The 19662-nt window shown below is 36.6% G+C and carries 20 protein-coding genes; 14 read left to right on the forward strand and 6 right to left on the reverse strand.

Annotated elements, in window-relative coordinates:
• Positions 1–19: 19 nt before the first annotated feature.
• From ACH3PA_RS16450 to ACH3PA_RS16470, 5 genes are all read left to right on the forward strand, one after another.
• Positions 20–637 (forward strand): YqaA family protein, encoded by a 618-nt coding sequence (locus ACH3PA_RS16450; protein WP_416442165.1) that lies wholly within the window; start codon positions 20–22, stop codon positions 635–637.
• A 1-nt stretch (position 638) separates the two neighbouring features.
• Positions 639–926, forward strand: coding sequence for a DUF3817 domain-containing protein (locus tag ACH3PA_RS16455; protein WP_416442166.1), 288 nt, complete (start codon positions 639–641; stop codon positions 924–926).
• A gap of 98 nt (positions 927–1024) precedes the next feature.
• Positions 1025–1585, forward strand: coding sequence for a M15 family metallopeptidase (locus tag ACH3PA_RS16460; RefSeq protein ID WP_416442167.1), 561 nt, complete (start codon positions 1025–1027; stop codon positions 1583–1585).
• Between the two features lie 326 nt (positions 1586–1911).
• Entirely contained in the window at positions 1912–2646 is a 735-nt protein-coding gene (locus tag ACH3PA_RS16465) for a ferritin-like domain-containing protein (protein WP_416442168.1), read from the forward strand.
• A gap of 41 nt (positions 2647–2687) precedes the next feature.
• Entirely contained in the window at positions 2688–3542 is an 855-nt protein-coding gene (locus ACH3PA_RS16470) for a ferritin-like domain-containing protein (protein ID WP_416442169.1), read from the forward strand.
• 56 nt (positions 3543–3598) lie between these two features.
• On the opposite strand, the gene ACH3PA_RS16475 is transcribed toward ACH3PA_RS16470, so the two are convergent.
• The gene (locus tag ACH3PA_RS16475) at positions 3599–4225 is read right to left on the reverse strand and encodes a carbonic anhydrase (RefSeq protein ID WP_416442170.1); all 627 of its coding nucleotides are present in this window, start codon (positions 4223–4225) and stop codon (positions 3599–3601) included.
• Positions 4226–4390: 165 nt separating this feature from the next.
• On the opposite strand from ACH3PA_RS16475, the gene ACH3PA_RS16480 reads away from it, so the two are divergent.
• From ACH3PA_RS16480 to ACH3PA_RS16490, 3 genes are all read left to right on the forward strand, one after another.
• Complete coding sequence (locus ACH3PA_RS16480; protein ID WP_416442171.1) at positions 4391–5674, forward strand: mechanosensitive ion channel family protein; 1284 nt, start codon at positions 4391–4393, stop codon at positions 5672–5674.
• 35 nt (positions 5675–5709) lie between these two features.
• Positions 5710–6777 (forward strand): endonuclease/exonuclease/phosphatase family protein, encoded by a 1068-nt coding sequence (locus tag ACH3PA_RS16485; RefSeq protein ID WP_416442172.1) that lies wholly within the window; start codon positions 5710–5712, stop codon positions 6775–6777.
• An 88-nt stretch (positions 6778–6865) separates the two neighbouring features.
• Positions 6866–7789, forward strand: a complete 924-nt coding sequence (locus ACH3PA_RS16490; protein ID WP_416442173.1) for a mechanosensitive ion channel family protein — start codon at positions 6866–6868, stop codon at positions 7787–7789.
• A 47-nt stretch (positions 7790–7836) separates the two neighbouring features.
• Here ACH3PA_RS16490 and ACH3PA_RS16495 read toward each other — a convergent pair whose 3' ends face one another.
• Genes ACH3PA_RS16495 through ACH3PA_RS16510 form a run of 4 tightly spaced genes read right to left on the reverse strand, consistent with a single transcriptional unit; the run spans position 7837 to position 10989 of the window.
• On the reverse strand, positions 7837–8226 hold the full coding sequence (locus tag ACH3PA_RS16495) for an acyl-CoA thioesterase (RefSeq protein WP_416442174.1): 390 nt from the start codon (positions 8224–8226) through the stop codon (positions 7837–7839).
• A gap of 28 nt (positions 8227–8254) precedes the next feature.
• Positions 8255–9601: a GntP family permease gene (locus tag ACH3PA_RS16500; RefSeq protein WP_416442175.1), complete on the reverse strand. Its 1347-nt coding sequence runs from the start codon at positions 9599–9601 to the stop codon at positions 8255–8257.
• Complete coding sequence (locus ACH3PA_RS16505; RefSeq protein WP_416442176.1) at positions 9602–10102, reverse strand: gluconokinase; 501 nt, start codon at positions 10100–10102, stop codon at positions 9602–9604.
• Positions 10099–10989 carry a DUF72 domain-containing protein gene (locus ACH3PA_RS16510; protein WP_416442177.1) on the reverse strand — a complete coding sequence of 297 codons (891 nt, stop codon included), beginning with the start codon at positions 10987–10989 and terminating at the stop codon, positions 10099–10101. Before ACH3PA_RS16510 ends, ACH3PA_RS16505 begins: the two co-directional genes overlap by 4 nt.
• Positions 10990–11167: 178 nt before the next feature.
• Here ACH3PA_RS16510 and ACH3PA_RS16515 point away from each other — a divergent pair, with 178 nt between their 5' ends.
• From ACH3PA_RS16515 to ACH3PA_RS16535, 5 genes are all read left to right on the forward strand, one after another.
• Complete coding sequence (locus ACH3PA_RS16515; protein WP_416442178.1) at positions 11168–11887, forward strand: outer membrane lipoprotein-sorting protein; 720 nt, start codon at positions 11168–11170, stop codon at positions 11885–11887.
• Positions 11888–12104: 217 nt separating this feature from the next.
• Positions 12105–13370: an NAD(P)/FAD-dependent oxidoreductase gene (locus ACH3PA_RS16520; protein WP_416442179.1), complete on the forward strand. Its 1266-nt coding sequence runs from the start codon at positions 12105–12107 to the stop codon at positions 13368–13370.
• Between the two features lie 41 nt (positions 13371–13411).
• On the forward strand, positions 13412–14386 hold the full coding sequence (locus ACH3PA_RS16525; RefSeq protein WP_416442180.1) for an aldo/keto reductase: 975 nt from the start codon (positions 13412–13414) through the stop codon (positions 14384–14386).
• A 171-nt stretch (positions 14387–14557) separates the two neighbouring features.
• Positions 14558–17152: a PAS domain S-box protein gene (locus ACH3PA_RS16530; protein ID WP_416442181.1), complete on the forward strand. Its 2595-nt coding sequence runs from the start codon at positions 14558–14560 to the stop codon at positions 17150–17152.
• Positions 17153–17185: 33 nt separating this feature from the next.
• The gene (locus ACH3PA_RS16535) at positions 17186–17605 is read left to right on the forward strand and encodes a response regulator (RefSeq protein WP_416442182.1); all 420 of its coding nucleotides are present in this window, start codon (positions 17186–17188) and stop codon (positions 17603–17605) included.
• A gap of 12 nt (positions 17606–17617) precedes the next feature.
• On the opposite strand, the gene ACH3PA_RS16540 is transcribed toward ACH3PA_RS16535, so the two are convergent.
• On the reverse strand, positions 17618–18976 hold the full coding sequence (locus ACH3PA_RS16540; RefSeq protein WP_416442183.1) for an NAD-dependent succinate-semialdehyde dehydrogenase: 1359 nt from the start codon (positions 18974–18976) through the stop codon (positions 17618–17620).
• A 156-nt stretch (positions 18977–19132) separates the two neighbouring features.
• Between ACH3PA_RS16540 and ACH3PA_RS16545 the strand changes: the two genes are divergently transcribed.
• A complete protein-coding gene (locus ACH3PA_RS16545; RefSeq protein WP_416442184.1) occupies positions 19133–19543 on the forward strand; it encodes a glyoxalase in 411 nt (136 codons plus the stop codon).
• Positions 19544–19662: the final 119 nt, after the last annotated feature.

Genomic DNA, 19662 nt, shown 5'->3' on the forward strand with positions numbered 1-19662 from the left:
TTGCGAAAAAAATTGCAGTATGCCCAAATCTGAATCATCTACTAAAAAGTCAAGATTACAACTCTTGCATCAATATTATAAATACACAGGTTTCTATAATTTTTTAACCACCAGTCTAAAGAAAGCAGTTGTTCCTGTAATTGTATTTTTTGTTGTTCTGGCTATTATACACTTTACTGTAATAGACATCAATAGTCTATTGATTAAGATGACAGATACTTTCCCAAGGTTTTGGGTACTGGCTGTTTTTTACCTCTCTGAGGCGATTTTAGGCCTGATTCCGCCGGAAATTTTTATCGCCTGGAGCGATAAAATGCCTAATCCTGTTCTTTATCTTTCTTTATTGGCATTGTTATCTTATTGTGGCGGTATAACTTCATATTTTATAGGTAAAGCTTCTACTAAAATTACAGCAGTGCATGAATATCTGGATGTAAAAATGGCTAAGCATTTAAAAAATGCCCGTAAATGGGGAGGTTTTCTTATTGTTGTAGGTGCTATTTTACCAGTGCCTTTTGCTGTGAGCAGTCTTGCTGCAGGTATGATCAAATACCCATTTACAAAATATCTTCTTTTTGGTCTTGTTAGGTTTGTTAGGTTCTATCTTTACGCTCTGGCAATATTTAACCTGGTTTAATATGATTAAATTTTTTAGAGTTTTAAGTATCCTTGAAGGTATTTCACTATTAGTGATTCTGTTTGTAACAATGCCTCTTAAGTACATTTATGAAAATCCGCAGCCTAATCAGGTGATCGGGATGATTCACGGTATTCTCTTTATAGTATATGTAGTTTTTGCGATTATGCTTAAAAGCGAAATGAAATGGAGTGCCAAAACTTTAGGCATTGTCCTTATATGTTCTGTAATTCCTTTCGGAACTTTCTGGATGGATAAAAAGTATCTTCAGACACAAACTGCTGAATAGTTGTTTTCAGAACAATTTTCAGGACTATTTAAATTCCGTATTTTAGAAAAATGCAAAAGATTTTAGTTTTACTGGTTTTGCTTTCAACCTGTATTGCCATGTCTCAGAATACAGAAAAGCTGGTAAAGCTCGACACTTTAAAAGATGGTTTTGCATACGATATTAGATACGCTTCTACTAATAACTTTCTAAAAGAAGCTTTTTATGATTGTGCAAGTTGTTACTTAAGACCAGAAGTTGCTGCTGCATTAAAGGAAGCTAATCATTATTTCTGTGAAAAAGGATATAAGATTTTGCTTTATGACTGCTACCGCCCGGTATCTGCTCAAAAGAAAATGTGGGCAGTGTTTCCTAATTCGCAATATGTAGCTAATCCTTATACTACCGGCTCGGTACATAATCGTGGCGCTGCTGTTGATATTTCTCTTGTAAAACTAGATGGCAGTGTAGTAAACATGGGCACAGATCATGATTTCTTTGGTGTAGAGGCACATATTGACTATACAAATCTGCCACAAGAAGTTCTTGACAACCGTAAGCTGCTTCAGGAAGGCTTGAAAAGATTCGGTTTTGAAACTATTAGAACAGAATGGTGGCACTTCAACTTTAAGAAGAATTATTCCTTTTCAATAGTTGATTTCGATTTTCCTTGTAAATAGATTCAGTATTCAGTTTTCCAAATTATACCTCCTTTTCATTATCAATTTTCGCAAGAATTGATTAAAAAATCGACCATTTCTCAATAAAATGCGCTTTTTAGAGGTAAAAATCCATCTTTTTCCTATTAAAAACAGAACTACCAACCTATCATCTTGTTAATTTTTTAATACTTCTGTTTAAATTATCTATATGTACTTTACTGAAAAACAGTAAAATAATCATCAATACTATTAAACTCTTGTTAAAGCCGCATCTCTCGAAAACTATGCGCCTGTCTCCCTCGTAAATTGAGTAAGTAATTTTATTAACCAATTTACGTCAAGCTATGAAAAACAATGAAATTAAGGTGATAACACCTAGACCTTCTAAAGGTAAAGACAGAAGACAATTTTTAAAACTGAGCGGTATGGCAATTGCAGGATCTGGTTTATTACTGGCCTGTAACGATGATGATGATATGGGAAATGTCATGCCACCTGATGCAACTTTTGATTTAGGATCTGGAGATCGCGGAGTGCTTAACTACGCTTATGCTCTTGAGCAACTTGAAGCAGAGTTTTACACACGTGTTGTAAACGGTAGTTACTATTCTGGAGCATCAATGGAAGAAAAGAAATTAATGGAAGACCTCTATAATCATGAGGTAAATCACAGAGAGTTCTTTAAAGCTGCACTTAACGCAACTTTCTCTGCAGATCTGGTACTTCCAGCAACATTAGAATTCGATTTTGGTGATGTAGACTTTAACAATAGAGATTCTGTACTTACTACAGCTCAATTACTTGAAGATACAGGTGTAAGCGCTTATAATGGCGCAGGTAAATTAATAGAAACTGCAGACTACCTTGTAATTGCAGGTAAAATAGTATCTGTAGAAGCAAGACACGCTGCAGCGATTAGAAGTATTCGTGGTGGTGAAATGGATGACTACGCATTATTTGCAGGAGACGATGTGGTAATGGCCTCTACTGGTTTAGATGGCGCTCTTAATCCTTCTCAGGTTATAGCAGCTGCCGGAGGGTTCTTCGTTACGCCATTCACTGCAATGGAGTTACCATAATCACTAACTAATCAATTATTATTTTTAAAAAAGAAAACATCATGAATATTATAAAATTTTTAGACGAGTTTACATCTGATAATTTAATCAACACAGCATCATCGAGAAGAGATATGTTTGGCACCTTTGGTAACATGGGTAAAAAAGCAGCTATTGCCGCTATACCTTTTGGTTTAGGAGCATTGTCTTCAAAAGCAAAAGCAGCGACGACAGCATCTATGTTTTTTGACCATGAAGCTCCTCTTCAACTAGCTCTAACATTAGAATATCTAGAAGCAGAATTTTACTTAAAAGCTTTAGATTCTGGAGTAATTGCAAGAGCAGGTGGCGCTAACGCCATGAAAGCAGAAGCTATTTATGCACAAATATCTAAACATGAGAGTGCACACGTATCATTCTTACAAGATACTTTAGGTGAAGACAGTATTGAATCTCCTACTTTCGATTTTACAGCAGGTGGTACTTTTGACCCATTTAATGAAAATGGTATAGGTGATGATATGGCCTACGCACAATTATTAGCGCTTGCTCAGGCTTTTGAAGATACTGGGGTAAGAGCTTATAAAGGTCAGGCCGGAAATTTAATGGGTCTTGCAGAAGGCGCATATTTAACTGCAGCATTGCAGATACATTCTGTAGAAGCGCGTCATGCTTCTGAAATAAGAAGGTTAAGAGGTCTTGACGGATGGATTACCGCTAATGAAAGAGGTGCTGGGATACCTGCAGAAGCTCAAGCTGTTTATGACGGAGAAGAGAATACTACGCACGGCGGTGTTGATGTAACTACTTTAGGAAGCGGTAGTCCTTTTTCTATGGAGGCATCTACACAAGCTTACGACGAACCAATGTCTGGTGATACTGCAACAGCAATAGCAAGCTTATTTATAGCTTCATAATTGATTGGTTTTTAATAAAATGAAGAATAGCCGTCTTTACAGACGGCTATTTCTTTTTAGTCTAAATGATAAATTTCCATGATATCATTCAAGATGGAAGTAAAATCTATTTTTAGATCGACTAATTTTCCTGAGTGAATATCAAAGACCCAGCCGTGAACGGTGATTCCTCTTTCGCGAAAAGCGATCTGCACATCTGCCGTTTTAAGAACATTGATGCACTGCTCCTGCACATTAAGCTCGACTAATCTCTTATACCTACTTTCTTCATCTTCTATAGCATTAAGTTCATGCTTATGAATTCTGTACACATCGCGTATGGTTCTTAACCACGGATTGAGAATAGCCAGATCTTTTGAGGTCATAGCGGCTTTTACACCCCCGCAATCGTAATGTCCGCAAACAACAACATGATTGACTTTTAAAATGCTTACCGCATAATTAATTACAGACATAGCGCTTAAGTCAAGATTTGACACCATATTTGCAATATTACGGTGCACAAAAGCATCACCGGGACCTATGCCCATTAATTCTTCTGCAGTTACTCTACTGTCTGAACAGCCGATGTACAAAAGTTGCGGACTCTGCCCGTTTGAAAGTTCTGAGAAGAAATCAGGATCTACTTCTAATTTTTCTCTTACCCACGTTTCGTTGTTTTCGAATATTTGTTTAATGTCCATTTTATCGTTTTGAGATTATAAAAATACGTTTCAAACTAACACGATTACAATTAGAATTAGCTTAATTATGAAATGAGATCTTAAATTGTATAAACATTTCTAATCTAATGTTATTTTCCTGTAAACTTACTTAGAATACTATCTTTGCAAACTGATTTTGCATTGATGAAGAAAGACGTTTCCAGATATCTTGAGAATTTTACTTTATACCTTAAAGAGCACGGTATTGAGGCATTTTATGCCGATTTTATTACCATCGCTCTCAATGTTCTAATACTGGGTGTTCTCATATCATTGCTCGATAAGCTTCTGCGAAAAATCATAGTGGAAGTTTTTAAAGCATTCTCAAATAAGACTAAAAGCACTTTTGACGATTACCTGATCTTAACAAATTTTCCGGCGTATATAGCGCATATTATTCCGTTAGCGATACTTAAATGGTTCTTGCCGTTTTTATTCCTTAATTATCCGCAGAGTTGGTATTGGGTTGAAAAAGGAGTAAATATTTACATTATAATCCTCATCATTAAGATACTGCGCAGTTTACTGCGTACGTCTAATAATTATTTCAGTACAAAAGAAGAGTTTCATGATAAGCCTTTACAGAGCTACGTTCAGGTAGTAATGCTCTTTCTCTGGGGTGTGGGTATCTTTTTTGTAGTAATAGAACTTTTTGATGAAAATGCCTGGAAGTTTGCATTACAATTAGGAGCTGCCTCTGCTGTGTTACTCTTAATTTTTAAAGACACTATTTTAGGTCTTGTTGCTTCAATACAAGTTTCAGTAAATGATATTGTGCGTCTTGGCGACTGGATAACTTTTAGTAAATATGGCGCAGATGGTACCGTTACCGAAATTAATCTGGCAACGGTCAGAGTACAGAATTTTGACAACACATATACTACCATTCCCACTTACAGCCTAATTTCAGACTCTTTCCAGAACTGGCGCGGCATGCAGGAAAGCGATGGCAGGCGCATTAAAAGAGCAATATATATTAAGCAGAATTCTGTGCGGTTTCTTACAGAAGAAGATATTGAGAAATTGAAAAAAATTCAGCTTATAGCTCCTTATATTAAACATAGAGAACAGGATGTAAAGCGATATAATAAGACCAATGAGATTGATAGAAACCTCCTTATTAATGGCAGAAATCAGACAAATCTGGGCGTTTTTCGCAAATATGCAGACGCATTCTTACATGAGAATCCCGCGATTAATAAAGATCTATTCCTAATGGTACGCCACCTTGCTCCTACACCGCAGGGTATTCCGTTAGAAATATTTTGTTTTAGCAAAGACAAGCGTTGGGAGAATTATGAGCATATACAGGCAGACATTTTTGATCACCTTATAGCAGCACTTCCCTACTTTGATCTGCAGCTTTTTGAGTCTCCGTCTGGTGATGATATTACAAGGTTTTTAGCAAACAATAGCTGGAATACATAAAATATGTATCTTTAATTTTTCACTAACCCCCGTTTATGAAGTTAAAGAAATTCCTCCAGGTATTTGGAGCGATAGCCGTTGTTTTAACCTTAGTTCCACTTATCGCAGCAGATTACTGGTGGATACGAATGTTTGACTTTCCTCACACACAACTTACTATACTTACGGCTACAGCTGTTTTGGCATATTTCATTCGGTTTGATATACGCTGGTTTAAAGATTATGTGTTTGTTACTATCATGATCGCCTGTCTCATATTTCAGGTTTTAAAGATATATCCTTATACACCACTTCATGAAAAAGAGGTATTGGGCTGGACAAACCCTAGCAGTGATAAAGGTATAAAGCTGTTCACTGCAAATGTGCTTCAGAAGAATAAAGATCATGATAAACTGCTAGTTGAGTTACAGGATAAAGATCCTGATCTTATAATTCTTTGTGAGGCTGACACCGTATGGCGAAATGCAATCGCTCCAAGAATTTCGCCAGAATATAAGTACAGAGCAGAAATGCCCATTTCTAACACCTATGGGATGCTTATATATTCTAAACTGAAGCTCATCAACCCAAAGGTGCATTTTATGGTAGATGACAGTATCCCGTCTATACATACAAAATTTGTTCTGCCTTCACGAGATACCATCCAGTTGTATGCGATACATCCTACGCCGCCTATGCCGCAACACAACCCTTCTTCTTCAGACAGGGATACAGAAATGATGCTCACCGCAAAATTGAGCAAAGCTTCAAAATACCCTGTCATTGTAATGGGAGATTTTAATGATGTTGCCTGGTCTAATACAACAACACTTTTTAAAGAAGTTAGCGGTTTGCTTGATGTGCGTATAGGTCGCGGACTATTTAATACATATAATGCACAAAGTTCTATTTTTAGATGGCCGCTTGATCATATTTTTGTTTCTAAAGAATTTAGAGTTATAAATATTGAAAGAGGGGCTAATATAAATTCTGATCATTTCCCCACATACGCACACCTGCATTTTGAACCCGAAAAATCTGAAGAGCAAAAACCAGAGCCCCCAACAAAAGAACAGTTAAAAAGGGCTAATGATCAAATAAAATCACCTCCCTTAAAAGGTTAATATGCAGCAGAGTAATAACCCTTATTTAAACTAACAAATTATTAAGATTTAATGCAGAACTAATTATTATTTTTATCAAAATTACCACATGCTGCAAGCAAAAACTTCAGATAATTTAGCTCAATCTTTTACAAACTTCTACGATAGATTAATAGATCAATTGCCCGGTATTGGCATTGGTATTATGGTAATTATTATAGGCGTTTTACTGGGTATTTGGGTTGGTAATTTTGCTACAAGACGTATTTCTTCCCGAACTAATGACCCATTAATGAGTAAATTTTTGGGTAAGGCAATCAGGTTTGCGTTTATAATTACTGCTATTATGGTAGGTTTAAGAGCTGCTGGTTTGGGCGGCATTGCCACAGGAATTTTAACCGCTGCAGGTGCGAGTGCAGTTGTGCTTGGTTTTGCGTTTAAAGACATAGGTGAAAATTTTATTTCAGGGATTATTCTGGCGTTTAATCGGCCATTTGATATCAATGACACAGTTGAGATAGGTCCTAATTTTGGAAAAGTAAAAGCCCTTGAATTTAGATACACTAAACTAAAAACCTTTGATGGTAAAGATGTTTATATTCCTAATAGTGATGTACTTACAGAACCGGTAACAAATTACACTGAAGATGGTTTTTTTCGCTGGAGCTTTATAATTGGTATCGCTTATGAAGATAATATCGATGGTGCTAAAAAAACCGTGATGGATGCTTTAAGGCGTGAACCTAATGTTATAGAAGATAACGAGCATGAGAATTTTGTAATAGAAGATGAACTTGCTACAAGCACCGTTAATCTCAAGGTCTTTTTCTGGGTAGATACAAAAGATTTTAGACGTATGGCTCTCATCACAAAAGGTAATGTAGTACGCGCCGTAAAAGAAGCTCTTGCAGATAATGGCTATTATATGCCGGCAGATATTCAGGAGATTAAATTATACGGCGGCGAAAAGGAATTTCCTGTGCGTTTAGCAGAGAGAAAAACGAAAAATCCAGACGAAAATAGCCCAAAATAAACCGATTTTCAGGCTTTTATAACCGATTTTTAGAAGTTCTTCAATCATTAAGTATCCAGACGGTCTTTTACAAACTCAATTTGAGTTTTACCATGTGGTTTTGCTTTGCCTTGCTCATCAAGACCTACCATTACTATTTTATCAATTGTAATTATAGTTTCACGAGTCATCTTATTACGCACTTCGCACTTTAGGGTTATTGATGCATTGCCAAATTTTACCGGATCCAGCCCTATCTCGATAATATCACCTTCTTTTGCAGAGCTTTTAAAATCGATCTCACTAATATACTTCGTTACAGTTTTTGGATTTTCTAACTGAATAATAGCATAGAGCGCTGCTTCTTCATCTATCCATTCTAATAGCCGGCCACCAAATAAAGTGCGGTTAGGATTAAGGTCTTGAGGTTTTATCCATTTTCTGGTATGAAATCGCATAACATATTGTTTTTCGCTTTAAGCGAAATTAAAACAAATACCACAAAACCGTGCTAATTATAAGCCCCGTAAATGCGATAAGCGAAGTTAAAACAGACCAGGATCTAAAGGTCTGCTTTTCGGTAAGGCCCAGATATTGTTTTACCAGCCAGAAACCACTGTCGTTTACGTGAGAAAATATACTTGCGCCCGCAGCAATAGCAATCACGAGCAGTGCTCTTTGAATATCACTGTAATCATTCTGTACTAAAATAGGCGCAGTAATCCCGGCAGCTGTTATCATAGCCACCGTAGAAGAACCTTGCATAATACGCACAATAGCGGCGATAATGAACCCAAAAATGACCGGCGGGAAGTAATCGCTGCTCAGCGCATTTGCGATCATTGTACCGGCTCCTGTGTCGATCAATATTTGCTTAAAAGCACCACCTGCACCGGTTAAGAGAATAATAACCCCGGCAGGGTACATCGCTTTTGTAGAAATATCGAGTAATTTCTCTTTGCTGGTATTTCTGCGTACTCCTAAAACATACCAAGCCAATAAATTTGCAATTATCAATGCGGTAAAGGGATGACCTAAAAGATCGACAGCATAGAGAACGTTAGGTGATAAATCCCAGCCTGCCGCTAGTGGACTATTAAATAAAGTATTGCCCACAATTAAGACAATTGGCAAAAAGATAATACCCAGAATTAATCCTACCGCCGGTGGATTGTCTACTTCTTCTTTAGGCTCGTTTACGTCAAATGGCACAGGAATAAAAAGCTTTCGCGAAAGCCTTCTCGCAAACAAGGGCCCAGAAATAACTGCTGCAGGAAACCCCACAATAAAACCGAATAAAATAACCCAGCCCAGATCTGCATTGAGAATATCTGCTACTGCAATAGGGCCCGGTGTAGGCGGTATAAAAGCATGCGTGATAGCCAGACCAGCCAGCAAAGGCAAAGCATATAAAAGCAACGACTTGCCTGTACGCCGTTGCAACGCATACATAAGCGGAATCAAAATAATGAACGCTACATCAAAAAAAACGGGTATAGCGACTAAAAATCCGGTAAGCATTATAGACCACGGTGCATTTTTCTCACCAAATTTTGTGAGTAAATAATTGGCCAATTGCTGTGCGCCGCCAGAATGTTCTAAAACGGCACCAAAAAGCGCCCCCAGACCCACTACGGTGGCTACAAAACCCAGCGTGCCACCCATACCATTCTTAACACTCTCAAGAATTACCGATGGTGCAAGCCCCCCCAGCATCCCCACAAAAATACTCACAATGAGTAACGCGAGAAATGCCTGTAATTTTAATCTGAGAATAAGAAAAAGTAAAAGCGCAATACCTAAGAAAACAGCACCAAGTAATTGATAATCCATTTATTTGTTTTTATCAGCAACAGCAGCTGTTATTTTATCTACAATTTCTACAGGAGTTAGTGCGGCATCTACTTTAATACCATAATCTGGCTCTTCATAAATATCAAATTGAGATTTTAGAAGTTTAGGATTAAAAAAGTGATCTTCTCTGTGACTTAACCTGTCAGAAATTAGTTTTTGTGTACCTTCTATAAAAATAAAAACCGGTTTTTCTTTTGCTTGTGCCATAAGTGCCTGCCGGTATCTTTCTTTGAGTGCAGAGCATGCCAGCACCGCTCCTTTATGGTTTTCCCAATAACTTATTTTTTCTGCAAGAATGTCAAGCCAGGGTTTACGGTCTTCATCATTTAATGCGTGACCGGCATGCATTTTAGCCACGTTAGCATCAGGGTGAAAATCATCTGCGTCAAAAAACGGAAGCTTTAACCGTTCTGCTACTAAACGGCCAATTGTAGTTTTACCAGATCCTGAAACGCCGCCTACTATATATACCTTGCTCATAGATCTAATTTATTATCATTTAAAGTTGCGGGAATCTTAATGTCTAAGTCTAATTCAGCATTAATTTTCTGAATAAAATAAGCTGAAAGAAGTGGTGATTCTTTTTCAATATTTTGATGAATAAAAAAGTCAACCTGATTTATCCCTTCCTTTTTCCATTGTGCGATGCGTCCTACCCATTCATCAAGTCTATCATAATCACTGGGATGATTTGCCCCTACAAAACGTATAAAAGCTTCACCATTTGTCATGCGCATATGCATAATATCTCTTCTGCCGGCTGTGTCTACGAGAACATTTGCAATACCATTATCTTCAAGCAGTTTATATAAATTCTGGGCTGTTTCTTCATCATTAAACCAGTCTGTATGACGAAATTCTATTGCCAGTGGGATCTCTTTATGCCACGCATTTACAAACTCTACTACCCTATCCCAGTTTTTAGGCTGAAAATTGTCGTGCATTTGCAAAAAAATTGTGCCTAATTTCTCTTTAAGAAGCATTGTATGATCCAGATATTCTTCTACTCTTGGCCCGGCATCTATCAACCTTTTGTAGTGGCTAATGTCATTAGTTATTTTTGGGAAAAACTTAAAATTATCCTGAGATTTCTCATACCACTTTTCATATTGTTCTTTAGGGAAGAGCCTGTAAAAAGTTGCATTCAACTCAATAGAATTAAATTGGGATGAATAATATTCGAGTTCATCCTTTGTTCCTCTTGGGTAGAAATTTTTTAAATCTTGTCTGTTCCATTTGGCACAGCCTACATAGACATCAAACTTCTCTTTTTTATCATTTTTCTTCAAAACTCGCGCTGTATCTGGATGATCTGGCGGGATTTTAAAGTCTATTATTGAAGGATCGTCAACTTTTCCGAATTTCATAAATTAACGTTTTGATGTAAATATACTTTCTTAATATGAAAAATTAAGGTCATTTAAATTATGATTTAGTCAAAACTAACCCTTGTGGGAATTTTTTATCCCGCTTAAAAAATGAACTCAATAATTATGATTAACTCAAAAAATGCATTAACTATGCGATGCTATAAATAATTATGCTATGAAAATATTAAAATCTCTAACCATTGTTCTGTTTCTTATAGGTACGGTAGCAGCTCATGCACAGACTGCTGACGAAATAATTAATAAATACTTTGAAAAGACCGGCGGTAAAGAAGCCTGGGGAAAGTTACAGGCTACTAAAACTACGGCTTCAGTAAATCAGGGCGGTATGGACATTCCTGTTACAATTTATAATTCAAGCCAGGGAAAACAGGCTATTGTAGTTGACTTTCAGGGTCAATCTTTTACCCAATTGGCTTTTGACGGTGAAACTTTATGGACAACTAATTTAATGACCATGCAACCTGAAAAAAGCAAACAAGAAATGTCTGATAATATGAAACTTAATGCCAATGATTTTCCGAGTCCGTTGTTTGACTATAAAAATAAAGGCTACGAGGCAGAATATGTGGGTAAAGACACTATAGCAGGCAAAGAAACCTTTAAGGTAAAGCTTACTCAGGAACCCGTAATGGTAAATGGTGCAGAAACGCCCAGCAACAGCTTTTTCTATTTTGATACTAAAACATATTATCCGGTCGCAATTGAGACCATGCAAGTGGGTCAATCTATGAAAGTGAATATGGGAGACTATAAAGAAGTAGAAGGCCTTTATTTTCCTTTCGCTTTAAAGCAAGGTGGTCAACCTATCGAGGTAAAAGAGATTGTAGTGAACCCGCAGATCAATGATTCTATCTACGCCTTTCCAGGAAAATAATCTAAAATATAATTGGTAAACGATTTAAAAAACCTCCTCTTCAGGAGGTTTTTTTATGTTAGCAACTGATTTTTGACCATAATCGACCGATTTTTACTGATATTTAAAATCATCTTAAATTTTTCCTTTTGAGACTTTATTGATATCTAAGTTCTTAATTTGTGATACATTTTGCGAGGTTGAAATGAAATAGAATGTTCATTAAAAAAATAGAGAATTGAAAAAAAGAGTAGTTATCATAGGTGGCGGTTTTGGTGGAATCAATCTTGCTAAAGCTCTGCGAAAGACATATGAATTTCATGTTACCCTCGTTGATAAGAACAACTACAATTTTTTTCCGCCTCTACTCTATCAGGTCGCAACAGGTTTTCTTGAACCTTCTTCAATAAGTTATCCTTTTCGTACCTTTTTTAGCGGCAGGGAAAATGTCACTTTCTGGATGGGAGAACTACTTGAGATCGTTCCTTCAGAAAATAAAGTAATTCTCTCAAACGGAGAGATAGAATATGATTTTCTGGTTATGGCAACGGGAACAAAGACAAATTTCTTTGGCCTTGAAAATATAGAGAAATATGCCATCCCTATGAAAACCCTTGATGATGCGCTCACTATGCGCAATACACTACTTGAGCGTATTGAAGTCGCAACAAAATGTAAAGATGAAGCTGAAAGAGAAGAATTACTTACTATGGTTATTGCGGGTGGCGGCCCAACCGGCGTAGAAATTTCTGGTGTACTGGCAGAGATGAGTAAATCTATCATTCAAAAAGAATACCCAGAATTAAAAAACACCAGAGCATCTATCTACCTCGTTAACGGCGCAGACAGGCTTCTTGTGCCCATGAGTGAAAAATCACAAAGCTATACTTTAGATGCTATTAAAAGTTTAGGCGTTAAAGTGTTGCTTAATACGCGCGTTGTTGATTATGACGGTGAGCGTGTTTATTTTAAAGATGGTAATTACTTAAGAAGCAAAAACCTGATCTGGGCTACGGGAGTTACAGCAATTACTTTTAAAGGAATCGCAGCCGAATTCTATGAACGCGGTAACCGTTTAAAAGTAAATGAATACAATAAAGTTGAAGGCTTTAATAATATCTACGCCATAGGTGATACTTGTATACAGTACACAGATGAAGATTTTCCTCTGGGTCACCCGCAATTAGCGCAAGTTGCTATACAGCAAGGTAAAATGCTTGCAAAAAACTTACAGCGCATAGATCAGGGTAATGCACCACTGCCTTTTAGATACACAGACAAAGGCTCTATGGCAATAATTGGTAAGACCAAAGCGGTTGCAGATATCCCAAAACCGCGTATTCATCTGCAAGGTTTTGTTGCCTGGATGATCTGGTTATTTGTGCATTTATTTTCGTTGATAAACAGACATGATCAACTGCGTACTTTTTATAACTGGTCTATAGATTATTTTAGTAAAAATCAAGATCTAAGAATGATAATAAGACCTGAAAAAAATAGCTAAAACGCATGAAAAATCGGCTTTTATAGTCAAAAAACAGCTTTATGAAATACAGAACATTAGGCAAAACCGGATTTAAAGTTTCAGAAATAGGCTTTGGCGGCTGGGCAATTGGCGGGGGCTGGGGCCATCAGGAAGATTCAGAGTCAGAAAAAGCTTTGCATACTGGCATAGATAACGGGGTTAACTTTATAGACACCGCTGAAGGATATGGCAACGGAAAAAGTGAAAAGATAATCGCAGAAATTCTTAAAACAAGAAAAGAAGAAGTAATTGTTGCTACAAAAATGCCTCCTGTAGAAGGAATCTGGCCTCCCAGCCCGTATTGCAAAATTGAAGAAAGATATCCGGAAAAATATATTCGTAAAAATATTGAAGAGCGCCTTACTAATCTAAATACAGATTGTATTGATCTTTTACAATTGCACACCTGGACCCGTGCATGGAATCACAATCCTACTGCTCTTGAAGTTCTAAAAGATCTTAAGAAAGAGGGCAAGATTAAAGCAATAGGAATTTCGACTCCTGAGCAAGATCAAAATTGTGTGATAGAACTGATGCAAAAAGGTTATCTGGATGTGGTACAGGTGATCTACAATATTTTTGAGCAGGAGCCTGCAGCGCAACTGCTTCCGGTGGCCAAAGAGCAAAATGTGGGTGTCATTGTGCGTGTGGCTTTTGATGAAGGTGTACTTACGGGTAAGTATAAAGTAAACAGCAGCTTTGGCGAAGGTGATTTTCGTAATTCTTATTTTGCGGGAGATCGTTTAGAAAGAGCTGTAAATCGTGTTGAAAATATTAAAGAAGAGATTAAAGACACAGAGCTCACAATGCCACAATTAGCTCTTAAATTTCCTTTGGCACATGAAGCAGTAAGTACAGTTATTCCCGGTATAAGAAATGATAAACAGGCGCTTGCAAATACCGCCGTTTCAGACCTTGATAATTTATCTAATAACCTTCTTGACAGACTTCATAAACACTACTGGCTGAGAGGCGTTTGGTACAGCGGAAAATAAAAGTTTCTATTCTTTGTAATTTTTAAAAACCGGTTTCTATGTTTTTTATCGCTTAATTATGCATATTATCGGTAATTCTTAGCGTGTAGGTTCATTTTGATTCGTGAAAATTTTATGATTTATATTCGTCGAGCAACTCATGAAAGATGAGCTTGCATAGGGGATTTAAGCATGAAAAAACAGTTGAAAGCGATCAAGAATCGTTATTTCATTTTTATCATCACTATTATTGTAACGATAATAGTAAATCAGGTTATTGTACAATATAACATTAACCAGAAAGAGTCTGATGCCAGCATTATAAATATTGCGGGTAGACAGCGCATGCTAAGTCAGCGTATTTCAAAATTGATCCTTTTTTTTGAATACAGCAACGGTCAGGAATCTGGCATATATGCTAAAGATTCTTTGGTAAAAGTAACTCAGGAGTTTCAAAAAGCACATATTTATCTTTCTCAAAATAGTGATACCAATACTCCTAAGATTGATTCTCTCTTGCTGGTAAATGAGCCTCTTGTAAATATTATTGTAAAAGCCAGCAGAAATATTACCCGTTCTAATTCTCTTCAAAATATAGGCAAAGAAGCAGATCTAATTATTGAGGCAGAGCCCTATTTTTTGCAGAATATGGAACGTATAGTCAATGCGTATCAAAATGAAGCGGAAAGAAAATTAGCCAATTTAAAAAAGATCGAAATTTTTCTCTCCTTACTGTCTTTGATTATACTTCTGGGCGAATTTGCATTTGTGTTCATCCCTGTTTTTAAAGAACTATTACAAAAGAATAAAGAGTTACGTCACAAAAATAAAGACCTCGCGCAATCTGATGAGCGCCTGCGCAAAAACGTTGAAGAATTAAGTGAACTAAAAGAAAATCTTGAAATAAAAGAAAAATACAATCGCATATTTATTGAGCAAGCGCCCACAGCCATCGCAATGTTTGATGAGAATATGCATTATATGGCTGCATCACAGCAGTGGCATGATGATTATGATCTAAATGGGCAGGATATTATAGGTCAATCGCATTACAATATATTTCCTGAAATAGAAGATACATGGAAAGCGATACATCAGGACTGTCTTAAAGGTGCGGTAAATAAATGTGATGAGGCAGAGATCACACGCAAAGATGGTTCTAAACAGTGGTTATCCTGGGAAGTACGACCGTGGTTTATAAAAAAGAATCACATTGGCGGCATTCTCATGTACACCGCAGATATTACAAACATTAAGCAAACTCAGTTAGAAAAAGAGAAAATTCAGGAAATCCTGGAAAAAACAAATGACGTTGCCAGAATAGGCGCATGGGAACTTGACGTAGAATCAGGAATGGTTATCTGGAGCAGGATCACACGCCAGATTCATGAAGTAGACGACAATTTTGTACCAACTCTGGACTCAGTAATACAATTTTATAAAGAGGGTAATACCCGAAACAAAATGCAGTTTTGTATTAATAGAGCGATTGAAAAAGGTGAACCTTTTGATGTAGAATTAGAAATAATTACAGCAAAAGGTAAAGTTTTATGGACGCGTGCCATAGGTCAAGCTAAAATAGTAGACGGGATTTGTAGAGGTGTTTACGGCGTTTTTCATGACATTGATGCGTTAATTAGGTCAAAAAGCCTGCTTTTTAAAGCAAATCAGGAGTTAACTGCAATATTTAATTCGGGTCCTATTTCTATTATAGGTACAGATCCTGACGGTCTTATTACATACTTTAATAAGGGAGCAGAAGAGATGTTGCAGTATAGTGCAAAAGAAGTTGTGGGTATTCACACGCCAGAATTGATTCACTTACAAAAAGAAGTTGAGCTGCGTTCTGAAGCTATCAAAATTGAAAGCGGAAAAAAATTACAAGGCTTTGAGATTTTTGTAGAAAAAGCTAAAACCAATACTTACGAAGTGCGAGAATGGCATTATGTGCGCAAAGACGGCAGTAAATTCCCCATAGAGCTAATTGTAAACGCAATACGCAACACCAAAAATGAAATTACCGGATTTCTGGGTGTGGCTACAGACATTACCGAAAGAATACAAAGCAAAAATAAACTTGTAGAAGCTAAAACAAATCTGGAAATACTAACCCAGAAACTAACTGCGCAGAATGGTCAATTAGCTTCCTTTGCACATATAACATCACACAATCTAAGGTCGCCTGTGAGCAATCTCAACTCCCTGTTATACTTATATAATGTAACAGAAACAAAAGAGGATAAAGAAGAACTTTTTGATAAATTTGAGATCGTAATTCATCATCTCTCAGATACTTTAGATACACTGGTAGAAACACTAAAGGCAAAAGAACTGAATAAAATTACCGAAGAGATTCAATTTGCTCAGGTATTTACCAAAACCAAAGAGATGCTCGCCGCTCAAATAATGCACTGTAAAGCAGAAATTGAATGTGATTTTACTCAGGTTAAAAGCATCTCGTATAACAAAGCTTATTTAGAAAGTATTTTCTTAAATCTTATTACAAACGCCATTAAATACAGGTCACCAGATCGCATCCTAATTATAAAAGTAAGCACGTCAAATGAGGGTGGTCGCACAAAGATGAGTGTTAAAGACAACGGTCTTGGCATTGATCTTAAAAAACATAGTCACAAACTGTTTGGTTTAAATAAAACCTTTCATAGACACCCTGAAGCTAAAGGACTGGGATTATTTATGACAAAAAATCAAATAGAATCTATGGGAGGAAATATTACCGCTGAAAGCGAAATTGATAAAGGATCAAACTTTATAGTCACATTTTAATTAACAAAATAACAAAAACCAAAATCTCTAAAAATGTGTAAACCATTTATTATATGTATTGTTGATGACGACGATATCTACCAATTTACGATCACAAAAACTTTAAAAACTCATAAGCTTGCGCGAAAGATTCTTCTGTTCTCAGATGGTGAGGAAGCATTACAATTTATGATGGATAATGTGGGGAATAGTGCAGAACTACCCGATGTCATTTTTCTGGATATAAATATGCCTATTATGGATGGTTTCCAGTTTATGGATGAATATGTAAAAATAAAGCCCAGAGTGGGAAAATCGATCTCTATCTATATGGTATCGTCATCTGTTGATAATGTAGATCTTGAGAATGCAAAACGCATAAGCGATATTTCAGATTATATAATAAAACCCATACTCCCAGAGCAATTACAGGAAATTGTAGAATCTCTGGAAGTAGAAGGTAAATTTGACTAATGCTGAAAGAATCTAGTACTTATTAAAGTACACAGTTTTCTTGTTGATAAATTCGTGAATCCCGTCTACTGAAAGTTCACGGCCATAGCCGGAAATTTTAGTTCCCCCAAAAGGTAGGCGGGGATCACTTTTTACAAGCTCGTTCACAAAAACGGCACCGTCATCAAATTGGGTTACAAGTGATTTTGCTTTTTCAAAATTCTGAGTAAAAATTGAGACTCCAAGTCCAAACTCTGAAGCGTTCACAAGCGACACGGCTTCTTCATCTATTTTAAATGAGGTTATACCTATAAGCGGCCCAAAGGTTTCCTCTTTAAATATGCTCATTTCTGCACTCACATTGGTAACTACAGTTGGTTCAAAATAAGCCTTATCACGCTTTCCTCCTATTAAAACTTTCGCTCCTGCTTCAATTGATTCTTTTAATTGCTTCTCAAGATCTTCAGCAAGGTCTTCGCGTGCCAGTGTTCCTATAAATGTATTTTCATCCATAGGATCACCACTTTTCAATTCCTTAACAGCATCAACAAATTTTTGAGTAAAATTTTCAATTATGTTTTCATGCACTATTAATCGTTTACCTGCGATACAGCTCTGTCCTGTATTTTGAAAACGTGCCTGTACACATGTTTTTATTGTTTTATCAATATCACAATCTTCACAAACAACGAGAGCATTGCTTCCGCCCAATTCAAGAACAGATTTTTTAATTTCACTTGCAGCAGTTGAGGCTACGGCACTACCGGCCGGTTTACTTCCCGTAAGTGTGACAGCTTTTACTTTCTTATTTTTAATGACATTTTCAATTTTATCACTGCTCAGAGGCAAATTTTGAAAACAATCATCTGGAAAGCCTGCTCGCTCAAATACTTTTTGAATATTTTCTGCACTCTGCATTACATTACTGGCGTGTTTTAAAATACCAATGTTACCCGCCATTAACGCGGGAGCTGCAAAACGAAACACCTGCCAGAACGGATAGTTCCATGGCATTACGGCAAGAACAACCCCGATAGGCTCGTAGCTTACATAACTCTCTACAGCGTCTGTCTCAATAACTCGCTTTGAAAGCTGATTTTCGGCATTTTCGGCATAAAAATCGCAAACCCACGCACATTTTTCTATTTCTGCAATTGCCTGTTTAATGGGTTTACCCATTTCCTTAGTAATAGTTTCGGCATATTCCTGTTTATTATTCCGTAATTCTTCGGCTGCAGCCTTCATCAATTTGCTACGCTTAGAAAACGGGGTTTTTCTCCAACTTAAAAATCGCTCATGAGCCCTGTTTATAGCATCTTCTGTTTGCTTTTCGGTTAACTCTTTTATAGAGAATACTTCTTGTAAATTATAAGGATTGATAGATGTGATCATTCTGCTTTTTATTTAAAATTACACAGTAAGCTGCACAATTTTTAAAGATTAAGAGCACTTTAACGCCGCTAATGTTTATAAGTTGGTTTACAAGTATGACTTCTGGCACGATATAGGCTTCTATGTATTATGTACTTTTAAAAAACTTCATGTAATATGTACAACAGAGATCAACAATTACTCGAACTTAGACCTGAAATTCCATCTGCCATTGTAACCGCAAATATGGGTAGCGATGAGAGATTTCAGAATCAAACCCTGCGCCCGGTTATCAAAATGCAAAGCGACCTTTTGCTGGAAGCATTTAGAAATTACGCGCAAAAGCATAAAAATGTTTTCTACACTTTAAATCTGGACAGAAAGATTCTATATATAGAAAATGCGGTGCAGAAGGATATAAAATTTAGAAATAGTCTTAAGGGAATGGTCATAGGTCAATTCACCATTGCCGAATATCAAAACTATATTACTAATTCATCTGCGCTTAATAAGAGAATGATGAATATCGTCAAGGAACGCCTGTTAGATAACATACAGTTATTAGAAAGAGATGAAATATTGCTCTAAGTACGTTAAGTTTTCTTTAACTTATTCATAAAATAAATACAGAGCGAAAACGATAGATTTTCACTCTGTATTTATTTTTAACTACTTCACTTTAAATCGTTTAATCATAAATCACTTGG

This window comes from Leeuwenhoekiella sp. A2 (assembly GCF_047946655.1).
Lineage (GTDB): Bacteria > Bacteroidota > Bacteroidia > Flavobacteriales > Flavobacteriaceae > Leeuwenhoekiella.